This window comes from Streptomyces sp. NPDC033177, assembly GCF_055577715.1.
On record NZ_JBVIPS010000001.1, the window covers coordinates 1,021,203 to 1,040,454 of the forward strand.

The following is a 19,252-nucleotide window of genomic DNA, read 5'->3' on the forward strand; positions in this document are numbered from 1 at the left end:
CCGAGTCCCTGACCTGCGGCCGGATCGAGCCACAGCGTTCGGGGCGCCGTCATACGGCGGGGGGCGACGGGGTGGGGACAACGGGGATGGCCGCTACGGCCGGGCCGTCAGGGGCATACGAACGGCGCAGCGCGTCCGACGCGACGGGCTGCGCGCTGCTCGGCGTGTGCGCCGCCTGGACCTTGATCACATCGGGGGTGCACGGGGGGCAGCCCGAGGGCGTGCTCCTCGCGGTGCTCGCCGTGGCCGCGGGCTACGCGGGCGGGCGCATCTGCGGCGCGCTGCTGCCGGTCGCCGCGCCCTGCGCAGGTGCGCTGGCGGGAGTGGGCCTCGCGGCGGCGGCCCCGCAGCTCTCGCCGGGTCCCGTCAGCGCGGCGCCGCTCGGCCACACGGGTGCCACGGCCGCGCTCCTGATCCTGGCCTCGGGGGCGGCCTGCTCCGCGGCGTGGGCGGCGCACAGTGCGTCGACGCGGCTGGCGATGCGGTTGCTGGCCGTGGGGATCGTGGTGGCCGCCGCGGCACTGGGGTCCGTGGCCGGTGTCGTTGCCTGCACCGGGATCCTGCTGTGTTCGCTGGCGACCGCGCTGATGCGGCGCAGGGTGCTCGGCCTCGCGGGGCTGGCCCTGGCGACGGCCGTGGTGACCGGTCTGACCTGGGCGATCGCCGATGACGTACTGCCGGAGGGGCTGAGCGCGTCTCTGGAGGGTCAGCTCGACGGGCACCGGGTCGAGCTGTGGCAGGACGCGCTGACGCTCGCGGGCCAGGAACCCGCGGTGGGCGTGGGCCCCGGCCGGTTCGCCGATTCCAGCCCGACGGTGGCCGAGCACCTCCTGACCGACGGCAAGCCCCACTCGGCGCCGTTGCAGCAGGTGGCCGAACAGGGACTGGTGGGGGTGGTCCTTCTCGCGGCGGTCTTCTGCTGGCTTCTGTACGCCCTGTACCGCTCGCCGCGCTCCACCCAGGTCGTCCTGTCGGCGGGCTCGGCCCTGACGGCGCTGGCCGCGGTGGCGTCGGTCGGCAACGCGCTGAGCCTTACGGCAGTGACGACGGGCGCGGGCTATCTCGCGGGCATCGCCACGGCGCGACCGCTGGGCGATGAACCGGCGCAGGTCAGGCCGCCCGGCGCCCCGCCATGGACAGCCGGTGGCGGATGATCCGCACGGCCGCTTCGGCGTCGTCGACGGTGACCGTGAACTTCCGGCCGTCGCCCAGGCTCAGGACCAGGCCCTCACCACGCCTGACGACGACGGCGGTGCCGAGCTCGGGCCGCGAGCGGTAGCCCCAGCCGCCCCACTGTCTGGGGCAGACGACCTGCGCGAACTCGGCCCCCACCACGTGGGAGAGGAGGATGCGGCGGCGCGGCAGGCCCATGTGCCCGCAGCGCACTTCCAGGCAGTCCTTGTCGACCGTCACGGCGACGTGGACGAAGGCGAGGGTGCCGAACAGGATCAGGAGCCCGGCTGCGATGCACCCCACGACGGACATGGCGAGGGCGGCGATTCCGGACGTCCACATGCTGTCGACGGCCAGCTCGATCCCCAGCGCCAGGCAGAGAGCGCCGGCCAGAGCCAGCAGCCACTGCACGCGGTTGGTCGCGCTTCCGGTCCAGACTTCCGGCGGGGCGTCGGCTGTACTGCCCCGCTCGCCGTGAGTGTGGTCCCTCATGCGACCGAGAGTACCCACGATCCGGAGGGAAGGCACCGCGTCGCGGAGCGTTACCACCGCGAGGCGGCCGCCACCCGTGGCGTTCAGGCCTGCGGGGCCGGGACTCAGCGTGCGGGAGTGGCCGCCGCGAGGAGCCTGCCTTCGGCGTACGTGTGGGCGGCGAGGGGCAGCTCGGCGGCGCGGCCACTGAGGATGACCGTGAGGCCGCCCTCCGTGCCGGTGCCGGGGCCGGGAAGCTCCCCGGCCCTGCGCAGCGCCTGGGCGGCGACCGCTCCGGCGGAGCCGTGCAGCACCAGGGGCGGCAGTTCGGGCTGCTGGAGGGCGGCGCGGATGCGCTCGCCGACCAGCTCGTAATGGGTGCAGCCCAGGACGACGGCCCTTACATCACGCGGGGTGAGTGCCGCCGCCGCGGCGACCGCCCTGTCGATGGCCGCCTCGTCGGCGGACTGCACGGCGTCCGCCAGACCGGGGCAGGGCACCTCGGTGACGCCGACGCCGCCGGCGAACTCCTCGATGAGGCCGCGCTGGTAGGGGCTTCCGGTGGTGGCGGGGGTGGCCCAGATGGCGATGGGGCCACCACCGGCCACGGCCGGCTTGATCGCCGGTACGGTCCCGATGACGGGCAGGTCGGGCTCGAAGCGGGCGCGCAGGGCGGGCAGGGCGTGCACGGACGAGGTGTTGCAGGCCACGATCAGCGCTTGGGGGTGGTGTGCGGCGGCCGCCTCCGCGATGGCGAGCGAGCGCTCCGTGATGTCCTCGGCGGTGCGCGGCCCCCAGGGCAGTCCGTCGGGGTCCGAGGAGAGGACGAGATCAGCGTCCGGCCGCAGACGACGCACCGCCGCCGCGGCGGGGAGCAGGCCGATACCGGAGTCCATGAGCGCGATCTTCACCCGGTCACCATAGTCGATCGGCCTCCTGAGCCCGGCGGCGTGGGGCAGACTGCGGCGGATGAGCGCCGTTGTGTGGACCACCGCCGCATCGCTTGCCGCCTGGCTATGGCTGCTGTTGGGGCAGGGCTTCTTCTGGCGCACGGACCTGCGGCTGCCGCGGCGCCGTGAACCGGACGTCTGGCCCTCGGTCTGCGTCGTAGTCCCCGCCCGTGACGAGGCCGCCGTGCTGCCCGAGAGTCTGCCTTCGCTGCTCGCCCAGGACTACCCGGGGCAGGCCGAGATCTTCCTTGTCGACGACGGGAGTTCGGACGGCACCGGCACGCTGGCCCGGTCCCTCGCCGACCGGCACGGCGGCCTGCCGCTGACGGTGGGTTCACCGGGAGAGCCGCCGCCGGGCTGGACCGGCAAGCTGTGGGCCGTACGGCACGGCATCGGCCTGGCACGCGCGCGTGCCCCCCGCTATCTGCTGCTCACCGACGCCGACATCGCTCATGAGCCGGTCAGTCTGCGGCAGTTGGTCGCGGCGGCGGAGACGGCCGGATTCGACCTTGTCTCGCAGATGGCGCGGCTGCGCGTCGCGAGCATGTGGGAGCGGCTCGTCGTCCCGGCGTTCGTCTACTTCTTCGCGCAGCTGTATCCGTTCCGCTGGATCGCGAAGAAGAACTCGCGCACGGCCGCGGCCGCCGGCGGCTGCGTCCTGCTGAGCACGGCCGCCGCCGAGCGCGCGGCGATCCCCGACTCCATCCGGCACGCGGTGATCGACGACGTGACGCTGGCCCGGGCCGTGAAGCGTTCGGGCGGCCGCATCTGGCTGGGGCTCGCGGAGCGCGTCGACAGCGTGCGCCCCTACCCCGGGCTCGGGGACCTCTGGCGGATGGTCTCGCGCAGCGCCTACGCCCAACTCCGCCACAACCCGCTGATCCTGCTCGGCACGGTCCTGGGGCTCGCCCTGATCTATCTGCTGCCCCCGGTCGCGCTGTTCGGCGGGCTGGCCACGGGCAGCGCGGGGCCGGCGGTGCTCGGCGGCGTCGCGTGGCTGGTGATGACGGCGACATACGTCCCGATGCTGCGCTACTACCGGCAGACTCTCTGGCTCGCTCCCCTGCTGCCCTTCACCGCTTTCCTCTATCTCCTCATGACGGTGGATTCGGCGGTGCAGCACTACAGGGGGCGTGGAGCGGCATGGAAGGGGCGGACGTACACCCGCCCCGATCCCGCTCCCGAGCAGAACTGATACGCCCTGGCCCCCTCTACTTCCTGTCTACTTCCTGCCGGGCGTCCAGTTCATGCCCCAGCCGTACGCGTAGTCGATGGTGCGCTGCGGGCTCACGCCACGCTCCGGCACCAGGTAGCGGGCCTCGCGCTGGACGAAGAGGTCGCCGTTGTTGTTCGTGAGCAGCGCGAGCGCGCACACCGTGGAGGGCACCGTGCACTCGTCCAGCGAGAAGTCGATGGAGGCGCCGTGCTGCGGCTGCAGGGTCACCGTGGCGTTCAGGTCGGCGAAGCTGCGCGCGCCTTCGTAGATCGTCACGAAGATGACGATGCGCTTGAAATCCTTGATGTGGTCGAGGTTGACCGTGAGGTTCTCGCCGCTGGCCACGGCTCCGGTGCGGTCGTCGCCGTCGAGCAGCAGATACGGGGGCTGGTCAAGGGATCCGAAGGCGTTGCCGAGCGCCTGGACGACGCCCTTGCGGCCGTCGCTCAGTTCGTACAGGGCGCACAGGTCCAGGTCGAGGTCCGCGTGCATGGCCACGGCCCGGCCGAGCTTGCTGGCCCAGCCCTTGAACTGCTTGCGCACCTCCCAGTTGAGGTTCACGCGCATCGCCCCGGACGTGCCGCCCTGCTTGGTGAGCGAGACGGACGGCGCGTCCTTGGTGAGCGTGACCTTCGTCAGGCGCACGGGCGGGCCCGCGGGTGCGGGGGACGCGGCGGGCGGCGGCGGGGCCTGGACGGGGGCAGCGGGAGCCACCGGGGCCGGAGTCGGAGTCGGCGGAGGCTGCACCGCGGCCGGGGCGGGCGCCGGCGCCTGCTGCGGTTCGTCCACCGAGATCCCGTAGTCGGTGGCCAGGCCCTGGAGTCCGCTGCCGTACCCCTGCCCGACGGCGCGGAACTTCCACGCGCCCTGGCGGCGGTAGAGCTCGCCGAGGACGAACGCCGTCTCCACGGTCGCGTCCTCACTGTCGTAACGCGCGATCTCGGCGCCGTTCGCCGCGTCGACGACGCGGATGAAGAGGCCGGGGATCTGCCCGAACGTGCCGCCGTCCGTCGAGGCGGCGAGCACCACGGTCTCCACGGCGGGCTCCACGCGCGCGAGGTCCACCACGAGCGCGTCGGTCACCCGGCCGCCGTCGTTCTTCTTGCCCTCGTGGCGCACCGCACCGGAGGTGTGGACCGCCTGGTTGTAGAAGACGAAGTCGTCGTCCGAGCGGACCTTTCCGGAAGCGGCGAGCAACAGGGCCGACGCGTCGGCGTCCGGCACCCCGGCTCCTGAAGCCCACCCCAACTCGACGCGCACGGCAGGTGCCGGCACAGGAACATTCGAACCTTTAGGCATTGTCATGTCCGCCCCCATCGCAAGTCGCCACGTCCGGCCAGGCCGCCGTCCCGTTCATGACCAACCTATTACCCGGACCCCCGAGAGGCCCATGTCCCCCGTCGACACCCTGCCGCACGACCCTCACGTCAACCGTGCGTCAACCGCCGGTAACCCGTACGGAGCTTGGCTTTTACAGGATCCCTACGCCGCTGCGCGACCGATTTTTCCCAAGTTCGCTCGGATTGGGGACGTCCGGTCACTACCGACACGTAAAACAACCCTCTTATCGGTCTCCCCAACCAGCACATCAAGGGCTTAACTTATGTGTCATGACCTCCCCCCGCTCCACCTATGGCGGCGGTTACTACTCCGCGCCGTCCTTCCCGGACACTCCGATCTACGACTCCCTTGTCGCCGAGCGGGGTACTCCTCAGATCGCCCCGATCCGGGTCCCCTCCGCGTACGACACGGGCAGTCACCTGCCCGCGCTGCAGTCGGCCCTGCCCGCGCTGCCCGCAGCCCCGTCCCACCACAACCCCTCGTACGGCTACGCGCAGCAGCCCGCTCCGCTGCAGCAGGCGCCCGCGCCGTACATCCCGCAGCAGCCGTCGGCGCCGCGCGGCTACCCGGGCCCCCAGCAGCAACAACAGCGTCCCCCGGCCGGAACGGGCTACGAGGCCATGCGCCCCGCGGCACCGCGCCCCGCCCCGGCGACGTACGAGGACCCGTACAACCGCCCTTACCGCGGCTACTGATTCGACCGCCCGCGTCCCTGTCAGTGGCTGCTGGCAGGATGGCGGCATGCCGAATCCAGCGCTGCACTCGATCCACTTCTACCCGCTCAAGGCGGTCGGGGGACACGCTCCGCGTGAGGCCGTCGTCGAGCCCTGGGGGCTCGCGGGTGACCGACGGTGGGTCCTGGTGGACAGCGACGGACGCGTCATCACGCAACGACCGCATCCGAGGCTGGCGTTGGCCGCCGCCGAGCTCCTGCCCGGCGGCGGCATACGCATGTCCGCGCCCGGCCGGGAGCCGCTGACGGTCGCCGTGCCGCCCCCCGGCGAGACCGTCACGGTGAACATCTGGAAGGACATGGTCGAGGCGGTGCCCGCCGACGCGGCGGCGCACGCCTGGTTCAGCGCCTATCTGGACACGGACGCCCGGCTCGTCCACCTCGACGACCCCGCGACCAAGCGCCCCATCGACCCGGCGTACGCCAAGGACGGCGAGACCGTCTCCTTCGCCGACGGGTATCCGCTGCTCCTGACCACGCTCTCCTCCCTCGACGCGCTTAACTCGCTCATCGCGCAGGGCGACCACTCCGACGAGGGGCCGCTCCCCATGAACCGTTTCCGGCCGAATGTGGTCGTGGACGGGTCGGCGCCCTGGGCCGAGGACGACTGGTCGCGCGTCGCCATCGGCGAGGTCACCTTCCGGGTGGCCAAGAGGTGCGGCCGCTGTGTCGTGACCACCACCGACCAGCTCAGCGCGGAGCGCGGCAAGGAGCCGCTGCGCACACTCGCCAAGCACCGCCGCTTCGGTGACCAGCTGGTCTTCGGCCAGAATCTGGTGCCGGAGACGACCGGATCGATCCGGGTCGGCGACGCGTTCACCGTCCTCGATTGAGAGTCGCCCGCTCGGGAACTCGAAGACCCGGCGCGGTCGTTGAGCGTAGATGAGAAGAGTGATGTGCCTCTCTCTTCTTCCCGCCGGTGCGTGGGCCGTGCCGCATGTGGTTATGACGGACGCGGAAGGGGGTGCAGGACTGTGCGAGCACTCGTCGGGCTGTGGCGCTGGCGGCACAACCCGCTGCGCCGCAAGACCGACGTCGTCGAAGCCTGGGTGGCCCTCGTGACCGTCCTGCTCATCGCCATGGCCGTGCCGCTGGCCGGCTTCGCGGTCGGCGGCCTGACACGGGACGCCCTGCTCCAGTCGGTGCGGGAACAGCGCGAGGTTCGGCACGCAGTCGCGGGCACGGTGATCAAGAAGGTTTCGAGACCCCCGGTCGACCCCGACCCCGAGACGTCCTCCGCGCGCGACAGGCACAGCCGGGTGCTCGCCGAATGGACCGCCCCGGACGGCACGGCGCACACCGGCACGGTGGTGGCCGCCCTGGAGTCCCCCGACCCGGGCGACCGCTTCCGGCTCTGGACGGACGAGCACGGCCAGGTGGTCGGCCGCCCGCTGGACGACGCGACCGCGAGCACGCATGCGGCACTGGCCGGGATCGGCGCCGCCGTGGCGGTCGCCGGACTCGTCGAGGGAGCCCGCCGGATCGTCGTCTGGCGGATGGTGGTGCGGCGTCACGACCGCTGGGACCAGGCCTGGGAGAAGGCGGGGCCGGACTGGGGACGGACCGGAACCGGCTCGTGAAGCCCTGTTCGAGGCACCGGCACGGACTTCCGGGTCCGGTGAGAGAGCGGCGATGACCAGGTGAGAGCCTGGCGATCGGGTCAACTCGCCCTCGCCGCGCGCGCTACGGTGGACCGGCCGAACTCTTCGGCGCCTTGCGCGAGGTCGTGAGGACCCGCGTACGACAAGGTGGGGGCAGAGCAACTCCATGGCACAGGGCACGGTCCAGGTGACGCACACCGGAACCTCGCGGTGGCGGCGCCGCACGGGTGAGTACGCATCGCTCGCTGCCGCCTTGGAGGCCGCGAGCGACGGGGACGTCCTCACCATCGCCCCCGGCACGTACCGCGAGAATCTTGTCGTCCAGCGGGCGGTGACGCTGCGCGGCCCCGAGGGCTCCCCCGGCTCCGTCCGCATCGCACCCTCCGACGGGGTGCCGCTCACCGTCCGGTCCTCCGCCGTGGTGCAGGACCTGCATGTCGAGGGCCAGGACTCGGCCGCGCCCGCGCTGCTCGTCGAGGACGGGGCGCCCGAACTCATCGACGTACGCGTGGTGACACGTTCCGCCAGCGGCATCGAGGTGCGCGGCGGAGCGCGCCCGACCGTGCGGCGCTGCACGGTCGACAACCCCGGCGGCATCGGCATCGCCGTACTCGACGGCGGGGGCGGGGTCTTCGAGGAGTGCGAGGTCGTCTCGGCCGGGCAGTCGGGCATAGCGGTGCGCGGCGGCGCGCACCCCCGTCTCGAGCGCTGCCGGGTGCATCACGCGTCAGGTGCGGGTCTCTCGGTGACCGGTGAGCACTCGGGCCTTGAGGCGATCGGCTGCGAGGTGTACGAGGTCAAGGGTTCGGGCGTGCAGATCACCGGGCGGGGCGCGGCGCATCTGACGGACTGCGACGTGCACCGCACGACGTCGGACGGCGTCACGCTCGACACGGACGCGGTCCTCACGCTCGCCGACTGCCGCATCCACGACATCCCGGAGAACGCGATCGACCTGCGTTCCCGCTCGGTCCTGACCCTCACGCGTTCCACCGTGCGGCAGTTCGGGCGCAACGGCCTCTCGGTATGGGACCCCGGCACGCGCGTGGACGCCAACCAGTGCGAGATCCACGACAGCACGGGCGACTACCCCGCGGTGTGGGTCAGCGACGGCGCGACGGCCGTCCTGGAGTCCTGCCGGGTGCACGACGTGCCGGACGCCCTGTTCGTCCTGGACCGCGGCTCGCGCGCCGACGTCGTCGACAGCGATCTCTCCCAGGTGCGCAACACGGCGGTGTCCGTCAGCGACGGCGCGACGGCGCAGCTGGACGACTGCCGCATCCGCGATGCCGCCACCGGCGCGTGGTTCCGCGACCACGGCAGCGGTGGCACCCTGGCCAACTGCACGGTCGACGGCGTCCAGACGGGCGTCATCGTCACCAAGGGCGCCGACCCCACCCTTGAGCGCTGCACGGTCACTTCACCCGCGGAGGCGGGCTTCTACGTCTCGGCGGGCGGCCGCGGCAGCCTGCACGGCTGCCGGGTGACCGACAGCGGAGGGTACGGCTTCCACGTCATCGACGGCTGCCGTACGACGCTGAAGAAGTGCCGTACGGAGCGGTGCGCGCGCGGCGGCTTCGAGTTCGCGGAGGACGGGCCGCTCGTCGAGGACTGCACGAGCGACGAGAGCGGCGGGGTACGGACCGCGGCGACCGCGGCTTCGGCAGCGCAGGAGGCCGCCCCGCAGACGGCCAAGCAGACCGTGGGGCTGCTCGGTGCGATCCCCGGTCAGCGCACGGATCTGGCGCCCGCGACAGCCACGGCCCCCGAGCCGCCGTCCCGCTCCTCCAAGGACGTGCTCGGTGAACTCGACACGCTGGTCGGCCTGGAGAGCGTCAAGCGCGAGGTGCGCGCCCTCACGGACATGATCGAGGTGGGGCGGCGCAGGCAGCTCGCCGGTCTCAAGGCCGCGTCCGTGCGCCGCCATCTGGTGTTCACCGGCTCCCCCGGCACCGGCAAGACGACCGTGGCGCGGCTCTACGGCGAGATCCTCGCCTCGCTCGGCGCCCTGGAGAGCGGGCATCTCGTCGAGGTGTCGCGGGTCGACCTGGTGGGCGAGCACATCGGGTCGACGGCGATCCGTACGCAGGAGGCGTTCGACCGGGCGCGCGGCGGTGTGCTGTTCATCGACGAGGCGTACGCCCTCTCGCCCGAGGACTCCGGGCGTGACTTCGGCCGGGAGGCCATCGACACGCTGGTGAAGCTGATGGAGGACCACCGCGAGGCCGTGGTGGTGATCGTGGCGGGCTACACGGCCGAGATGAAGCGCTTCCTCTCGGTCAACCCCGGTGTGGCCTCCCGCTTCTCACGGACCATCACCTTCGGCGACTACGCCCCCGAGGAGCTGCTGCGGATCGTCGAGCAGCAGGCCGAGGAGCACGAGTACCGCCTCGACACGGGGACGGGCGAGGCCCTCCTGAAGTACTTCACGGCGCTTCCGAAGGGTCCCGCGTTCGGCAACGGCCGCACCGCGCGCCAGACGTTCGAGGCGATGGTGGAGCGGCACGCGGGCCGGGTCGCCCAGTTCGATGAGCCGAGCAAGGACGACCTCACCCTGCTGTATCCGGAGGATCTGCCGGAGCTGCCGTGACCGTCGTGGCGCGTACGGGGGGCTTCTCCTCGGCCTGGGGGCGCGGGGCCGGAACGGCGGGCTTGAGCCGGGCGAGCAGCCGTGCGCGCTCCTCGGCGAAGGCGGGGTCGGCCTGGTAGTCGGAGTGGCCCAGGATCGGGGCGGGGAGCGGGTGTTCCTCCGTGCGTCCGTAGACCAGGGGGTCCTTGAGGGCGTCGTGGTCGACCTTCGGTCCTTCGCCCTCGGGCTGAACCCGGACGGGGCCGCCGATCGGGTCGGTGCTGCGGTACAGGTTGCGCCAGCAGTCGACCTCGCGGTGCAGGGAGCCGAGGGCGGCCGGGCCGAAGTGGGCGGGGAACCACCGGCCGTAGAGGCGCTCCAGGGGTGAGCCATAGGTGAGGAGGGCGACCCTTTTGCGGACGGAGGGCCACAGCTGCCAGGCGGCCGCGGCGGCGAGAACGCTGCCCTGCGAGTGGCCGGAGATGACGAGCCTGCCGCCGGTGGCGCGCGTCGCGCGGGTCCAGGTGTGCATGCGCCAGGTGAGGTCGGGGACGGCACGCTCGGCGTAGCAGGGTGGGGCGAAGGGGTGGGCGGCGCGCGGCCAGAAGGTGCCGACGTCCCACAGGATGCCGATGGTGCGCCGTGCGGAGGCGTCGCGGTAGGCGCGGCGGCCCCACGTCACGAACAGTATGAAACCGAAGCCGATCAGCCAGGAGCCGAGCGCCTGCGAGGTCTCGGCCGCGCCCTCGAAGAAGAGCGGCAGCCCTCGCGCGGCCTTGCTCGGGACTTCCTCGGTCACCCATGCGCCGACCAGGGCGCCCGCGCCGAGCAGCAGCGTCACCGCCGAGGTGATGCCCACCAGAAGGGGGGCACGGTCGGTGAGGGCGGCACGCGCGCGTGTGCCCGCGATGCGGCGGCTGCGGGCCGCGTCCTTCGGTTCGCCGGGGTATTCGAGCGGGATGTTCTCCCGGTCGCGGCGTGCCCTACGCCAGGTGCGGACGCCGAGCCAGCCGCAGAGTGCCGCCACGACCACGAGGAGGGGCGGGATGACCGATGCCTGCCAGGTCAGGAGCACGGGTGGGCCGTCGATGGTGCCGCCGGAGCCCGGCTCCCCCGTGCCGTCGAGCCAGTCGGCGACGCGCTGGGCGCCGCCTCCGGACATCACGCCGCCGAGCGCGCAGGCGAGCATGGCGACGGAGGGGCCCGCGAAGCCCCGCAGGGCGGTGCGCGGGTCGGGGGCCGTGCGGTAGAGCGCGCGGGCGACCACCGCGAGCGCGAGGACCAGGAGTCCCTGGACCAGGGCGATGCCGCCGAAGGTCGCGTTGCCCGGCAGCCTGCCCTCGGAGGTCCATTCGGGGCGTGACCATCCCGCGTACAGAAGCGTCAGGACGAGCAGGGCGAGCGCGCCGAGGGGCAGCCTGCGGATCAGTTTCTCGTCGAGGTGCCGGTCGAGCCTGGTCTCGCTGCGCCCCCTGCGCCAGACCACCAGGGCGACGAAGCCGCCTCCCAGGAGCAGCGTCACGACGAGGATCCAGCCAAGGGCGTCGAGCAGCGCGGGGCCGCCGGACCGCCGGTCGTGGCGCGCGGCCGCGACGCCGACCGCGGCGGCCACCGTGAGGAACCCGGCGGCCGTGTGCGCGGCACGCAGCCGCGCCACGAGGCGGCGCCCGTACCAGAAGCCGGGCTTGCCGAGCGCGGTGCGGCCGGCCTCCTCCTCCGGGTCGTCCTGGTGGGGCAGCGGCGTCTGGGACTCGTAAGCGCTCCAGGTGCGCTGGGACAGATACCAGAGCAGCCCGGTGAGCGCGGCCGGCAGCAGGGCGGCGAAGGCGAGACGCCGTCCCGGCTGGCTCCACCAGCCGCCGTGTCCGGAGGCGTCGCTCGCGAGGAAGCCGAGCCAGGAGCGCTCGGCGGCGCACTCGGGAGTGCCCGCGCACTGCCAGGCGATCAGGTCGATGGCGACCTCACAGGCGGCGGCGACCAGCAGCACGGTGAGGGTGAGTCCGGTCAGGCGCACCAGGAGGCCGTACGTCCGGACGGTCTTGCGCATGCGCCGTGAGGTGGGGCGCATCCAGTGCGCGAGGTTGACCACCATGAACGGGAGCAGCAAGAGCCACAGGGCCCGCGAGCCGTTGCCGGAGGTCAGATTGCACCAGACGTACGCCTCCGGAACGGGCTTGCCCCGGTAGTCGTCCGGGCGTTTCTCGGCGTCGGCGTCCTCGGTGCGGCGGAACACGGCCGCCGTCTCGTCGCCGGAGATGCGGACGGTCCGCGGATCGCCCAGCATCTCTTCGGGTGTCGTGCCCCCCACCCCGTGGACGAGGAGTTCGAGAGCCGTCTCTTCTCTGTGGTCAGCTGCCACTGTTCGCTTCCCCCGATGTGCGCGTGGTCAGGGGAGAAGGATCTCCACTCCTGACCCCGTCCACACCAGCCATCACGTAATCTCCCCGTTCCGGGTGACCAACGCGCGATCGGGCGGTGGACCTCCTGTCGGTCGCCCGTGCGAGGATGAGGCAGCGTGATGGACGGGCGCAACGGGTGTGACGAGGCAGAAGGGCCGGGACGGACGTGAGTGAGAATCAGAACCTCCTCGCGGAGCAGCGCCGCGCCTTGATCCTCGATGAGGTCCGCCGCCGTGGCGGGGTCCGTGTCAATGAACTGACTCGCAAACTGGGTGTGTCGGACATGACGGTCCGCCGCGATCTCGACGCCCTCGCCCGCCAGGGTGTCCTGGAGAAGGTGCACGGCGGCGCGGTCCCGGTGGTGGAGGCGAGCACGCACGAGCCGGGGTTCGAGGCCAAGTCGGGCCTCGAATTGAACGCCAAGGAGGACATCGCGCGCACCGCGGCCTCCCTGGTCGCTCCCGGCACGGCGATCGCGCTCTCCGGCGGCACGACGACGTACGCACTGGCCCATCATCTGCTCGACGTGCCGGACCTGACGGTGGTGACGAACTCGGTGCGGGTCGCGGATGTCTTCCACTCCGCGCAGCGCACCTCTGGCCGGCGCCAGGGAGCGGCGACCGTCGTCCTCACGGGCGGTGTGCGCACCCCGTCGGACTCGCTGGTCGGCCCGGTCGCCGACCAGGCGATCGGCGCGCTGCACTTCGATGTGCTCTTCCTGGGTGTGCACGGCATATCGGCGGAGGCCGGTCTGTCCACGCCCAATCTCGCGGAGGCGGAGACCAACCGGCGTCTGGTGCAGTCGGCGCGCCGCGTCATCGTGGTCGCCGACCACACCAAGTGGGGGACGGTGGGCCTCAGTTCGTTCGCCGGCCTGGATCAGGTCGACACGCTGGTGACGGACGCGGGGCTGCCCGCGGAGGCCCGGACGGAGATCTCCGAGCGTCTGCGTCGCCTGGTGATCACGGGTGAGCCCGGGGAGGCGTGGGCCGACGAGCGGGCCGGAGACGGCGTGGACGTGGGGCGGGCGGACAACGCCGGGGGCACCGCAGACATCTGACGGCCTGCCAGCTAAGGTGTCGGTGCCCGGTCAATGTCCCGATGCGCTTGGGGGCTTAGTTCATGGCACGCCGACTGAAGCCCGTGGGACTGCGGTTCGCCGAGTCCGCTCCGTTGCGTCTGGTCTTCGCGCGTGAGGTGAGCGCGCCCCCGGAGGCGGTGTACCGCGCGCTCGCCGACGACATGACCGCCTGGCCCGAGTGGTTCACGGCAGTCACGCTGTGCCGGCCCATCGACTGCGCGGACGGCGGCAAGGGCCGTGAGGTCCGCCTCAAGGGCGGCACGCGTTTCTGGGAGACGATCGTCGCGGCCGAGGCCTCCGAGCGGTACGCCTACCGGGTCGACGAGACGAACGCCCCAGGGGTGCGTGCCCTGTTGGAGGAGTGGCGGCTCACCCCGGCCGGGACCGGCACCCGCGTGCAGTGGACGTTCGCCGCGGACGGGGTCGCGCCGTTCCGCCTCGCGCTGAAGCTCGGCAAGCCGGGCATGGGCCGCGCCTTCCGCGACGCCGTCACCGCCCTCGACCGGCGCCTGACTTCCGCCAACGCCTGATCCACGCACCGGAGTTGAGGCCGACTAGGTCCAGGTCCCGTTCGCCAGTAGCGACTTGATCGCGGCGGAGTACGGCGCGATGTCCATCCCCTGTTCGGCCAGCCACGCGTCCGAGTAGTACTTGTCCAGGTAACGGTCGCCCGGGTCGCAGATGAGCGTGACGACGCTGCCCGTGCGGCCCTCGGCCACCATCTCGGCGACGATCTTCAAGGAGCTCCACAGGCCGGTGCCGGTGGAGCCGCCCGCCTTGCGGCCGATCGCCTGCTCCAGGGCGCGCACGGCGGCGACGCTCGCCGCGTCCGGCACCTTCATCATGCGGTCGATCGCGCCGGGCACGAAGCTCGGCTCCATCCGCGGCCTGCCGATGCCCTCGATGCGGGACCCGCAGTCGCTGGTGGCGTCCGGGTCGTGGTGGGTCCAGCCGTCGAAGAAGCAGGAGTTCTCGGGGTCGGCGACACAGAGCCGGGTGTCGTGCTGCATGTAGTGGACGTAGCGGGCGATGGTCGCCGATGTGCCGCCCGTGCCCGCCGTGGCGACGATCCACGCGGGTTCCGGATAGCGCTCCAGCCTCATCTGCTGGTAGATCGACTCGGCGATGTTGTTGTTGCCCCGCCAGTCCGTGGCCCGTTCCGCGTAGGTGAACTGGTCCATGTAGTGGCCGCCGGTCTCGACGGCGAGGGCGGCCGACTCGGCGTACATCGTGCGTGAGTCGTCCACGAAGTGACATCGGCCGCCGTGGAACTCGATCAGGCGGCACTTCTCGGCGCTGGTCGTGCGGGGCATCACCGCGATGAAGGGCACTCCGATCAGCTTGGCGAAGTACGCCTCGGAGACGGCCGTCGAGCCGCTGGACGCCTCGATGACCGGCCGTCCCGGCCGGATCCAGCCGTTGCAGAGGCCGTAGAGGAAGAGCGAGCGGGCGAGGCGGTGCTTGAGGCTGCCGGTCGGGTGGGTCGATTCGTCCTTGAGATACAGGTCGATGCCCCATTGTTCCGGCAACGGGAAGCGCAGCAGGTGCGTGTCGGCGGAACGGTTGGCGTCAGCCTGCACCTTGCGCACGGCTTCTTTGAGCCAGGCCCGGTACTCCGCGTCGCTGCGGTCCACGTCGAGCGTGGTCATCGGCTCGTCGGCTCGATCCTGCTGTGTGGTGCTCACCGCGCGGCTCCTTGACGTCAACCCGGCCGCGCTCGGAGCGGCCAGGACACCTCGATCATAGGCACCTTCCGCACGCTTCTCACCTGCATAAACACACCTTTGAGCACCTCAAAGGCACACCTGGCACAGTGGGCTGACGCAGGGGCACGGCACACTGGGGAGAGGATGTGGTCCAGTTGTGCCCACGTCTTCATACGCACTGGTGCTCGACGTCAGGTGCGTGCAGACTGCACCGCACGGGAAGGCGGTCCCGTACGGAACGAGATATCGAAGCGCTCAAGGGGGCGGAACGTCATGGCGGAGCCGGAGTTCACGGCCACAGGCGTGCGGATCGGACGACGGCTGCGCTCCCTCACCCGGGCGGGTCAAATCCGTATCACCGACGGCAGGTTCGAGCTGCTGACCAGTTATGGCAGGGAGATCGACAGCGCCCCCGTGCAGACGGTGCGAGCCGGCAAGCCATGGTTCGCCGCCGACGACCGGGCCCTTGCCGAACTGAACGGCACGCGCTATCGCCTCACCCTCGCCGATCATGATCCGGCGCCCGGCAAGGCGGGGCCGCCCACGGTCCGCAGGTTCATCGACGCGGTACGCAGGGCCAAGGGCCACAGGGCAGCTGCCTGATCGTCTGACACCTGCCTGATCGCCGGGCACCTGCCTGATCGCGGGGCAGTGCCGGAGGAGCCCGCGCGTCCCCCGGCCGGGACGGTGCGAGTTGCACGCCCGCACCCCCTGAGTCACTCTGGTCTCACATCACTCTGGGTTCATCGGCGATAACGCTGCGAACCAGCCCGCCGGTCACATACTGCGACCGGCAGACCCCGCGGCCGCTGCTGGATCCGATCGTCGTCTTCTTCCGGACCACAATTCGGGGAGCCGCAGTCGTGATCAGCCAGCCAAGCAGACATTGCACGGTGGAGCTTCAGGCTCTGCCGTCGCGGATCGGCCAGGTCCGCAGAATCGTATCGGCGCAGTTGCGCTACTGGCATCTCGATCCGTTGATAGACCAGGCCGCGCTCGGGGTGACCGAGCTCCTGACCAACGTGCACCGGCACGCACAGCCGGACAAGGTGTGCACCGTGGAGATCGAGCTGCTGCTCGACCGTCTCACGGTCTCCGTGCACGACCACGATCCCCGCCTCCCCGAGGTCAACGACGCGGAGCCGTTCGCGACCTGTGGCCGCGGGCTCGCCATGGTCGCCGCCGTCAGCGAGAGCTGGGGGGTGCGCGCCCACGGCGACACCGGCAAGGTCGTCTGGTTCACCCTCCCGGCCCCTACGACCACCGACGCGCTGCCGTCCACCTGTCCGGCGTACGGCGCGGCCGCCGCGGGTCCCTTCGCGGACCTGGGTGCGGGGCCGCGGTCCCTCGCCGACGGGCACGCGCCCGGACATGCTCCCGCCCGGTCGGCCGTTGTCGGCTGACCGGGCGGTGACAGGCTCCGTGGAGCGCGCGTCCTACGTCACTCGGTGGCGATGGCACGCAGCACGTCCAGGCGTGCGGCCCGCCGTGCCGGACGCAGACCCGCGAGGGCTCCTGCCGTCAGGCCCACCAGGACGACCACCGTCAACTGCACGGGTGGCACCGCGAACGCGAAGGCACTGCTCGTCGCGCCGTCCGAGGCCTTGACGAGCACCCAGCCGAGGAAGCCGCCGAGCACCAGGCCGCCGGCCGTGCCGAACGCGGCGACCAGCACCGACTCCCAGCGGACCATGGCCCGCAGCTGCGCCCTGGTCTGCCCGACGGCACGCAACAGGCCCAGCTCACGGGTCCGTTCGTGGAGGGCGAGGGTCAGCGTGTTGGCGATGCCGAGCAGGGCGATCAGGACGGCGAGCGCCAGCAACGCGTAGACCAGCGTGAGCATCATGTCGATGCCTCCCGCCGCGGACTGGGCGTATTCACCACGCGTCTGCACATCCGGATTCCCGTACTCCCGGGCGACCTCGGAGACCGCGGCCCTGCCCTCGTCCGCGCTCACGCCCGCCTTGAAGCTGACGGAGACGAGACTGTCGGCGTCCTGCATGCGGTGCGGCGCCCAGGCCTCGCGGGTGATGACGTAGTCCCCCGCCAGCTCGGAGCGGCCGTACAGCGCCCGGACGGTGAAGGTGGCCTTCTCGCCGTCGGCGAAGGCGAGCTCGGTCCTTGAGCCGACCTTCAGGTCCTGCTTCTCGGCCTCCTCCCGGGTGATCGCGACGCCGTCGGCGCCGAGGCCGTCCAGCGTCCCGTCGACCTTGCCGAGGTCGAAGGACTTGGCGAAGGGACCCGGGTCGGTGACCGTCAACGCGCGGCCTTCCCCGTCGACCTCCGCCGCGCCCTTGCCGAGGCCGACCGCGGTCGCCACCTCCGGCCGCTCGGCGAGCGCGGGGGCCAGCTTGGGGCTGAGTCCGCTGCCGCCAGCGCCGAAGCCCGGGGTGCTGATGGCGAGGTCACCGGCGAAGGAGCGGTTCACCGTCTGGTCCATGGTCGCCTTCAGGGAGGCGCCGAAGACCGTGAAGAGCGAGACGACGGCGACGCCGATCATCAGGGCGCTCGCGGTGGCGGCCGTCCGCTTGGGGCTGCGCAGGGCGTTGCGCCGGGCGAGTCCGCCCGTGACACCGCGCAGCCGGTCGAGGGGCCCGCCGAGCACACGTACCGCCCGCGAGGATGCCACCGGCCCCAGCACCACGAACGCCACGAGCGCGAGGACGGCCCCGGCCCCGGCCAGCCACACGGACGGGCTGACGAGGACGCCGACGAGCGAGACGCCCACGGCGGTGAGCGCGAGGACCGAACCCGCGACCGCGCGCCCCCGCGACGCCCCGGAGTGGTCGACCGCGGTCTCGCGCAGCGCGGCCAGGGGCGCGGTGCGGCCGGCGCGCAGGGCGGGCAGCAGGGCGGAGCCCAGACAGACCACGATGCCGACGGCCAGCGGCAGCAGCATCGACAGGCCGCTGATCACCAAGTCGCCCTCGGGGAAGGGGAATCCGATGGCCGGGAAGAGCGCCTGGAGCCCGGCCGCGATACCAATGCCACCCGCGAGGCCCGCGACGGACGCGACCACGGCGACCAAGCTCGCTTCGACCAGGGTGGCCGCGGTGACCTGCCGGCGCGAGGCGCCGAGCGCGCGCAGGAGGGCGTTCTCGCGGGTGCGCTGGGCGACGACGATCGCGAAGGTGTTGTGGATGCTGAAGGTGGCGACGAGCAGCGCGACCCCTGAGAAGACCAGTAGGAAGCTGGTGAAGAGCGTCAGGAACTGGCCGGAGATGTTGTCCGTGTTCTCCGCGGCCGACGCCTCACCGGTGATCGCCTCAACTCCCTTGGGCAGTACGGGGTTCAGCACGTCGACGAGTTCGCGCTCGCCCACGCCGGGACCGGCCCGCACCTGGATGGTCGCGGCCTCGCCGGGCTTGGGCGTCAGGTACTTCTCGGCGTCGGCCTGTGTCATGCCGGTGAAGGTGGTCTGTGCCATGCCGTCCTCGCCACCGAAGGTGGCGAGGCCCACGATCGTCACCTGGACGGGGTCGGGGGTGCGCAGCGTGGTCGTGTCGCCGATCTTCAGGTCGCCGGATTCGGCGGCGCCGCGGTTGACGACGACCTCGCCCGACTTGTCGGGGGCGCGGCCCTCGGCCAGTTGGTAGGCGTTCAGCTCCTTGTCGTCGATCCAGTTGCCGGCGAGCGTGGGCGGGCCCTCGCCGCCGATGGGCTCGCGGTCCTTGCCGAGGAGTTGGCCCGCGCCCTGGATGGCGGGTGCTGCTGCGGCGACACCGTCGGTCCGCTCGATCTTCTCCACGAGCGAGGTCTTGACGGGCTGCCGAGTGCCTTGGGTGTCATCGGGGGTGGTGATGGCGTCGGCGCTGCGCACGACGGCGTCGGTGCCGCTCGTCGCGTTGCCGAACATCGTGTCGAAGCTGGCGCGCAGGGTGTCGCCCATGACGAGCGTGCCCGCCAGGAAGGCGACACCGAGCATGACCGCGAGGAACGTACCCGCGAAGCGACGCTTGTGGCCGCGCAGCGAGGCCAGGCTGATGCGCGTGGTCGGGCCGACGGAACTCAT

Annotated in this window: 16 protein-coding genes; 10 read left to right on the top strand and 6 right to left on the bottom strand. The window is 71.9% G+C overall.

Going from position 1 to position 19,252, the window contains the following annotated elements; translation table 11 throughout:
• Positions 1-86: 86 nt before the first annotated feature.
• On the top strand, positions 87-1,154 hold the full coding sequence (locus ACZ5U5_RS04560; RefSeq protein ID WP_469016961.1) for an O-antigen ligase family protein: 1,068 nt from the start codon (positions 87-89) through the stop codon (positions 1,152-1,154).
• On the opposite strand, the gene ACZ5U5_RS04565 is transcribed toward ACZ5U5_RS04560, so the two are convergent.
• Both ACZ5U5_RS04565 and ACZ5U5_RS04570 read right to left on the bottom strand, forming a co-directional pair.
• Positions 1,111-1,665: a hypothetical protein gene (locus ACZ5U5_RS04565; protein ID WP_469016126.1), complete on the bottom strand. Its 555-nt coding sequence runs from the start codon at positions 1,663-1,665 to the stop codon at positions 1,111-1,113. The genes ACZ5U5_RS04560 and ACZ5U5_RS04565 overlap by 44 nt on opposite strands.
• Positions 1,666-1,769: 104 nt before the next feature.
• Positions 1,770-2,555, bottom strand: a complete 786-nt coding sequence (locus tag ACZ5U5_RS04570) for a glutamate racemase (RefSeq protein WP_469016129.1) — start codon at positions 2,553-2,555, stop codon at positions 1,770-1,772.
• Positions 2,556-2,613: 58 nt separating this feature from the next.
• Here ACZ5U5_RS04570 and ACZ5U5_RS04575 point away from each other — a divergent pair, with 58 nt between their 5' ends.
• Positions 2,614-3,789, top strand: coding sequence for a glycosyltransferase (locus ACZ5U5_RS04575; protein ID WP_469016131.1), 1,176 nt, complete (start codon positions 2,614-2,616; stop codon positions 3,787-3,789).
• A gap of 27 nt (positions 3,790-3,816) precedes the next feature.
• On the opposite strand, the gene ACZ5U5_RS04580 is transcribed toward ACZ5U5_RS04575, so the two are convergent.
• Positions 3,817-5,127 (bottom strand): TerD family protein, encoded by a 1,311-nt coding sequence (locus ACZ5U5_RS04580; protein WP_469016133.1) that lies wholly within the window; start codon positions 5,125-5,127, stop codon positions 3,817-3,819.
• A 293-nt stretch (positions 5,128-5,420) separates the two neighbouring features.
• Between ACZ5U5_RS04580 and ACZ5U5_RS04585 the strand changes: the two genes are divergently transcribed.
• From ACZ5U5_RS04585 to ACZ5U5_RS04600, 4 genes are all read left to right on the top strand, one after another.
• Positions 5,421-5,846, top strand: coding sequence for a DUF6643 family protein (locus ACZ5U5_RS04585; RefSeq protein WP_363206394.1), 426 nt, complete (start codon positions 5,421-5,423; stop codon positions 5,844-5,846).
• A 46-nt stretch (positions 5,847-5,892) separates the two neighbouring features.
• On the top strand, positions 5,893-6,717 hold the full coding sequence (locus ACZ5U5_RS04590) for an MOSC domain-containing protein (protein ID WP_469016136.1): 825 nt from the start codon (positions 5,893-5,895) through the stop codon (positions 6,715-6,717).
• A gap of 141 nt (positions 6,718-6,858) precedes the next feature.
• Positions 6,859-7,464, top strand: coding sequence for an Rv1733c family protein (locus tag ACZ5U5_RS04595; RefSeq protein ID WP_469016139.1), 606 nt, complete (start codon positions 6,859-6,861; stop codon positions 7,462-7,464).
• A gap of 187 nt (positions 7,465-7,651) precedes the next feature.
• Positions 7,652-10,075 carry a right-handed parallel beta-helix repeat-containing protein gene (locus tag ACZ5U5_RS04600; RefSeq protein ID WP_469016142.1) on the top strand — a complete coding sequence of 808 codons (2,424 nt, stop codon included), beginning with the start codon at positions 7,652-7,654 and terminating at the stop codon, positions 10,073-10,075.
• On the opposite strand, the gene ACZ5U5_RS04605 is transcribed toward ACZ5U5_RS04600, so the two are convergent.
• Positions 10,035-12,413: a hypothetical protein gene (locus ACZ5U5_RS04605; RefSeq protein WP_469016144.1), complete on the bottom strand. Its 2,379-nt coding sequence runs from the start codon at positions 12,411-12,413 to the stop codon at positions 10,035-10,037. The two genes, ACZ5U5_RS04600 and ACZ5U5_RS04605, sit on opposite strands and share 41 nt — an antisense overlap.
• A gap of 206 nt (positions 12,414-12,619) precedes the next feature.
• On the opposite strand from ACZ5U5_RS04605, the gene ACZ5U5_RS04610 reads away from it, so the two are divergent.
• The gene (locus tag ACZ5U5_RS04610; protein WP_469016147.1) at positions 12,620-13,513 is read left to right on the top strand and encodes a DeoR/GlpR family DNA-binding transcription regulator; all 894 of its coding nucleotides are present in this window, start codon (positions 12,620-12,622) and stop codon (positions 13,511-13,513) included.
• Between the two features lie 62 nt (positions 13,514-13,575).
• Complete coding sequence (locus ACZ5U5_RS04615; RefSeq protein WP_469016150.1) at positions 13,576-14,064, top strand: SRPBCC family protein; 489 nt, start codon at positions 13,576-13,578, stop codon at positions 14,062-14,064.
• 24 nt (positions 14,065-14,088) lie between these two features.
• Here ACZ5U5_RS04615 and cds1 read toward each other — a convergent pair whose 3' ends face one another.
• On the bottom strand, positions 14,089-15,183 hold the full coding sequence (gene cds1 / locus ACZ5U5_RS04620) for an L-cysteine desulfhydrase Cds1 (RefSeq protein WP_469016964.1): 1,095 nt from the start codon (positions 15,181-15,183) through the stop codon (positions 14,089-14,091).
• Between the two features lie 330 nt (positions 15,184-15,513).
• Between cds1 and ACZ5U5_RS04625 the strand changes: the two genes are divergently transcribed.
• Both ACZ5U5_RS04625 and ACZ5U5_RS04630 read left to right on the top strand, forming a co-directional pair.
• Positions 15,514-15,843 (top strand): hypothetical protein, encoded by a 330-nt coding sequence (locus tag ACZ5U5_RS04625; RefSeq protein WP_469016153.1) that lies wholly within the window; start codon positions 15,514-15,516, stop codon positions 15,841-15,843.
• 260 nt (positions 15,844-16,103) lie between these two features.
• Positions 16,104-16,643: an ATP-binding protein gene (locus tag ACZ5U5_RS04630; RefSeq protein ID WP_469016155.1), complete on the top strand. Its 540-nt coding sequence runs from the start codon at positions 16,104-16,106 to the stop codon at positions 16,641-16,643.
• A gap of 38 nt (positions 16,644-16,681) precedes the next feature.
• On the opposite strand, the gene ACZ5U5_RS04635 is transcribed toward ACZ5U5_RS04630, so the two are convergent.
• Positions 16,682-19,252, bottom strand: coding sequence for an ABC transporter permease (locus ACZ5U5_RS04635; protein ID WP_469016967.1), 2,571 nt, complete (start codon positions 19,250-19,252; stop codon positions 16,682-16,684).

Bases quoted from the DNA above. Each gene is read 5' to 3' on its own strand.
- cds1 (WP_469016964.1), bottom strand. From the start codon at position 15,183: ATGACCACGCTCGACGTGGACCGCAGCGACGCGGAGTACCGGGCCTGG.
- ACZ5U5_RS04560 (WP_469016961.1), top strand. From the start codon at position 87: ATGGCCGCTACGGCCGGGCCGTCAGGGGCATACGAACGGCGCAGCGCG.
- ACZ5U5_RS04580 (WP_469016133.1), bottom strand. From the start codon at position 5,127: ATGGGGGCGGACATGACAATGCCTAAAGGTTCGAATGTTCCTGTGCCG.
- ACZ5U5_RS04615 (WP_469016150.1), top strand. From the start codon at position 13,576: ATGGCACGCCGACTGAAGCCCGTGGGACTGCGGTTCGCCGAGTCCGCT.
- ACZ5U5_RS04590 (WP_469016136.1), top strand. From the start codon at position 5,893: ATGCCGAATCCAGCGCTGCACTCGATCCACTTCTACCCGCTCAAGGCG.
- ACZ5U5_RS04635 (WP_469016967.1), bottom strand. From the start codon at position 19,252: ATGAGTTCCGTCGGCCCGACCACGCGCATCAGCCTGGCCTCGCTGCGC.
- ACZ5U5_RS04600 (WP_469016142.1), top strand. From the start codon at position 7,652: ATGGCACAGGGCACGGTCCAGGTGACGCACACCGGAACCTCGCGGTGG.
- ACZ5U5_RS04565 (WP_469016126.1), bottom strand. From the start codon at position 1,665: ATGAGGGACCACACTCACGGCGAGCGGGGCAGTACAGCCGACGCCCCG.
- ACZ5U5_RS04585 (WP_363206394.1), top strand. From the start codon at position 5,421: ATGACCTCCCCCCGCTCCACCTATGGCGGCGGTTACTACTCCGCGCCG.
- ACZ5U5_RS04575 (WP_469016131.1), top strand. From the start codon at position 2,614: ATGAGCGCCGTTGTGTGGACCACCGCCGCATCGCTTGCCGCCTGGCTA.
- ACZ5U5_RS04625 (WP_469016153.1), top strand. From the start codon at position 15,514: ATGGCGGAGCCGGAGTTCACGGCCACAGGCGTGCGGATCGGACGACGG.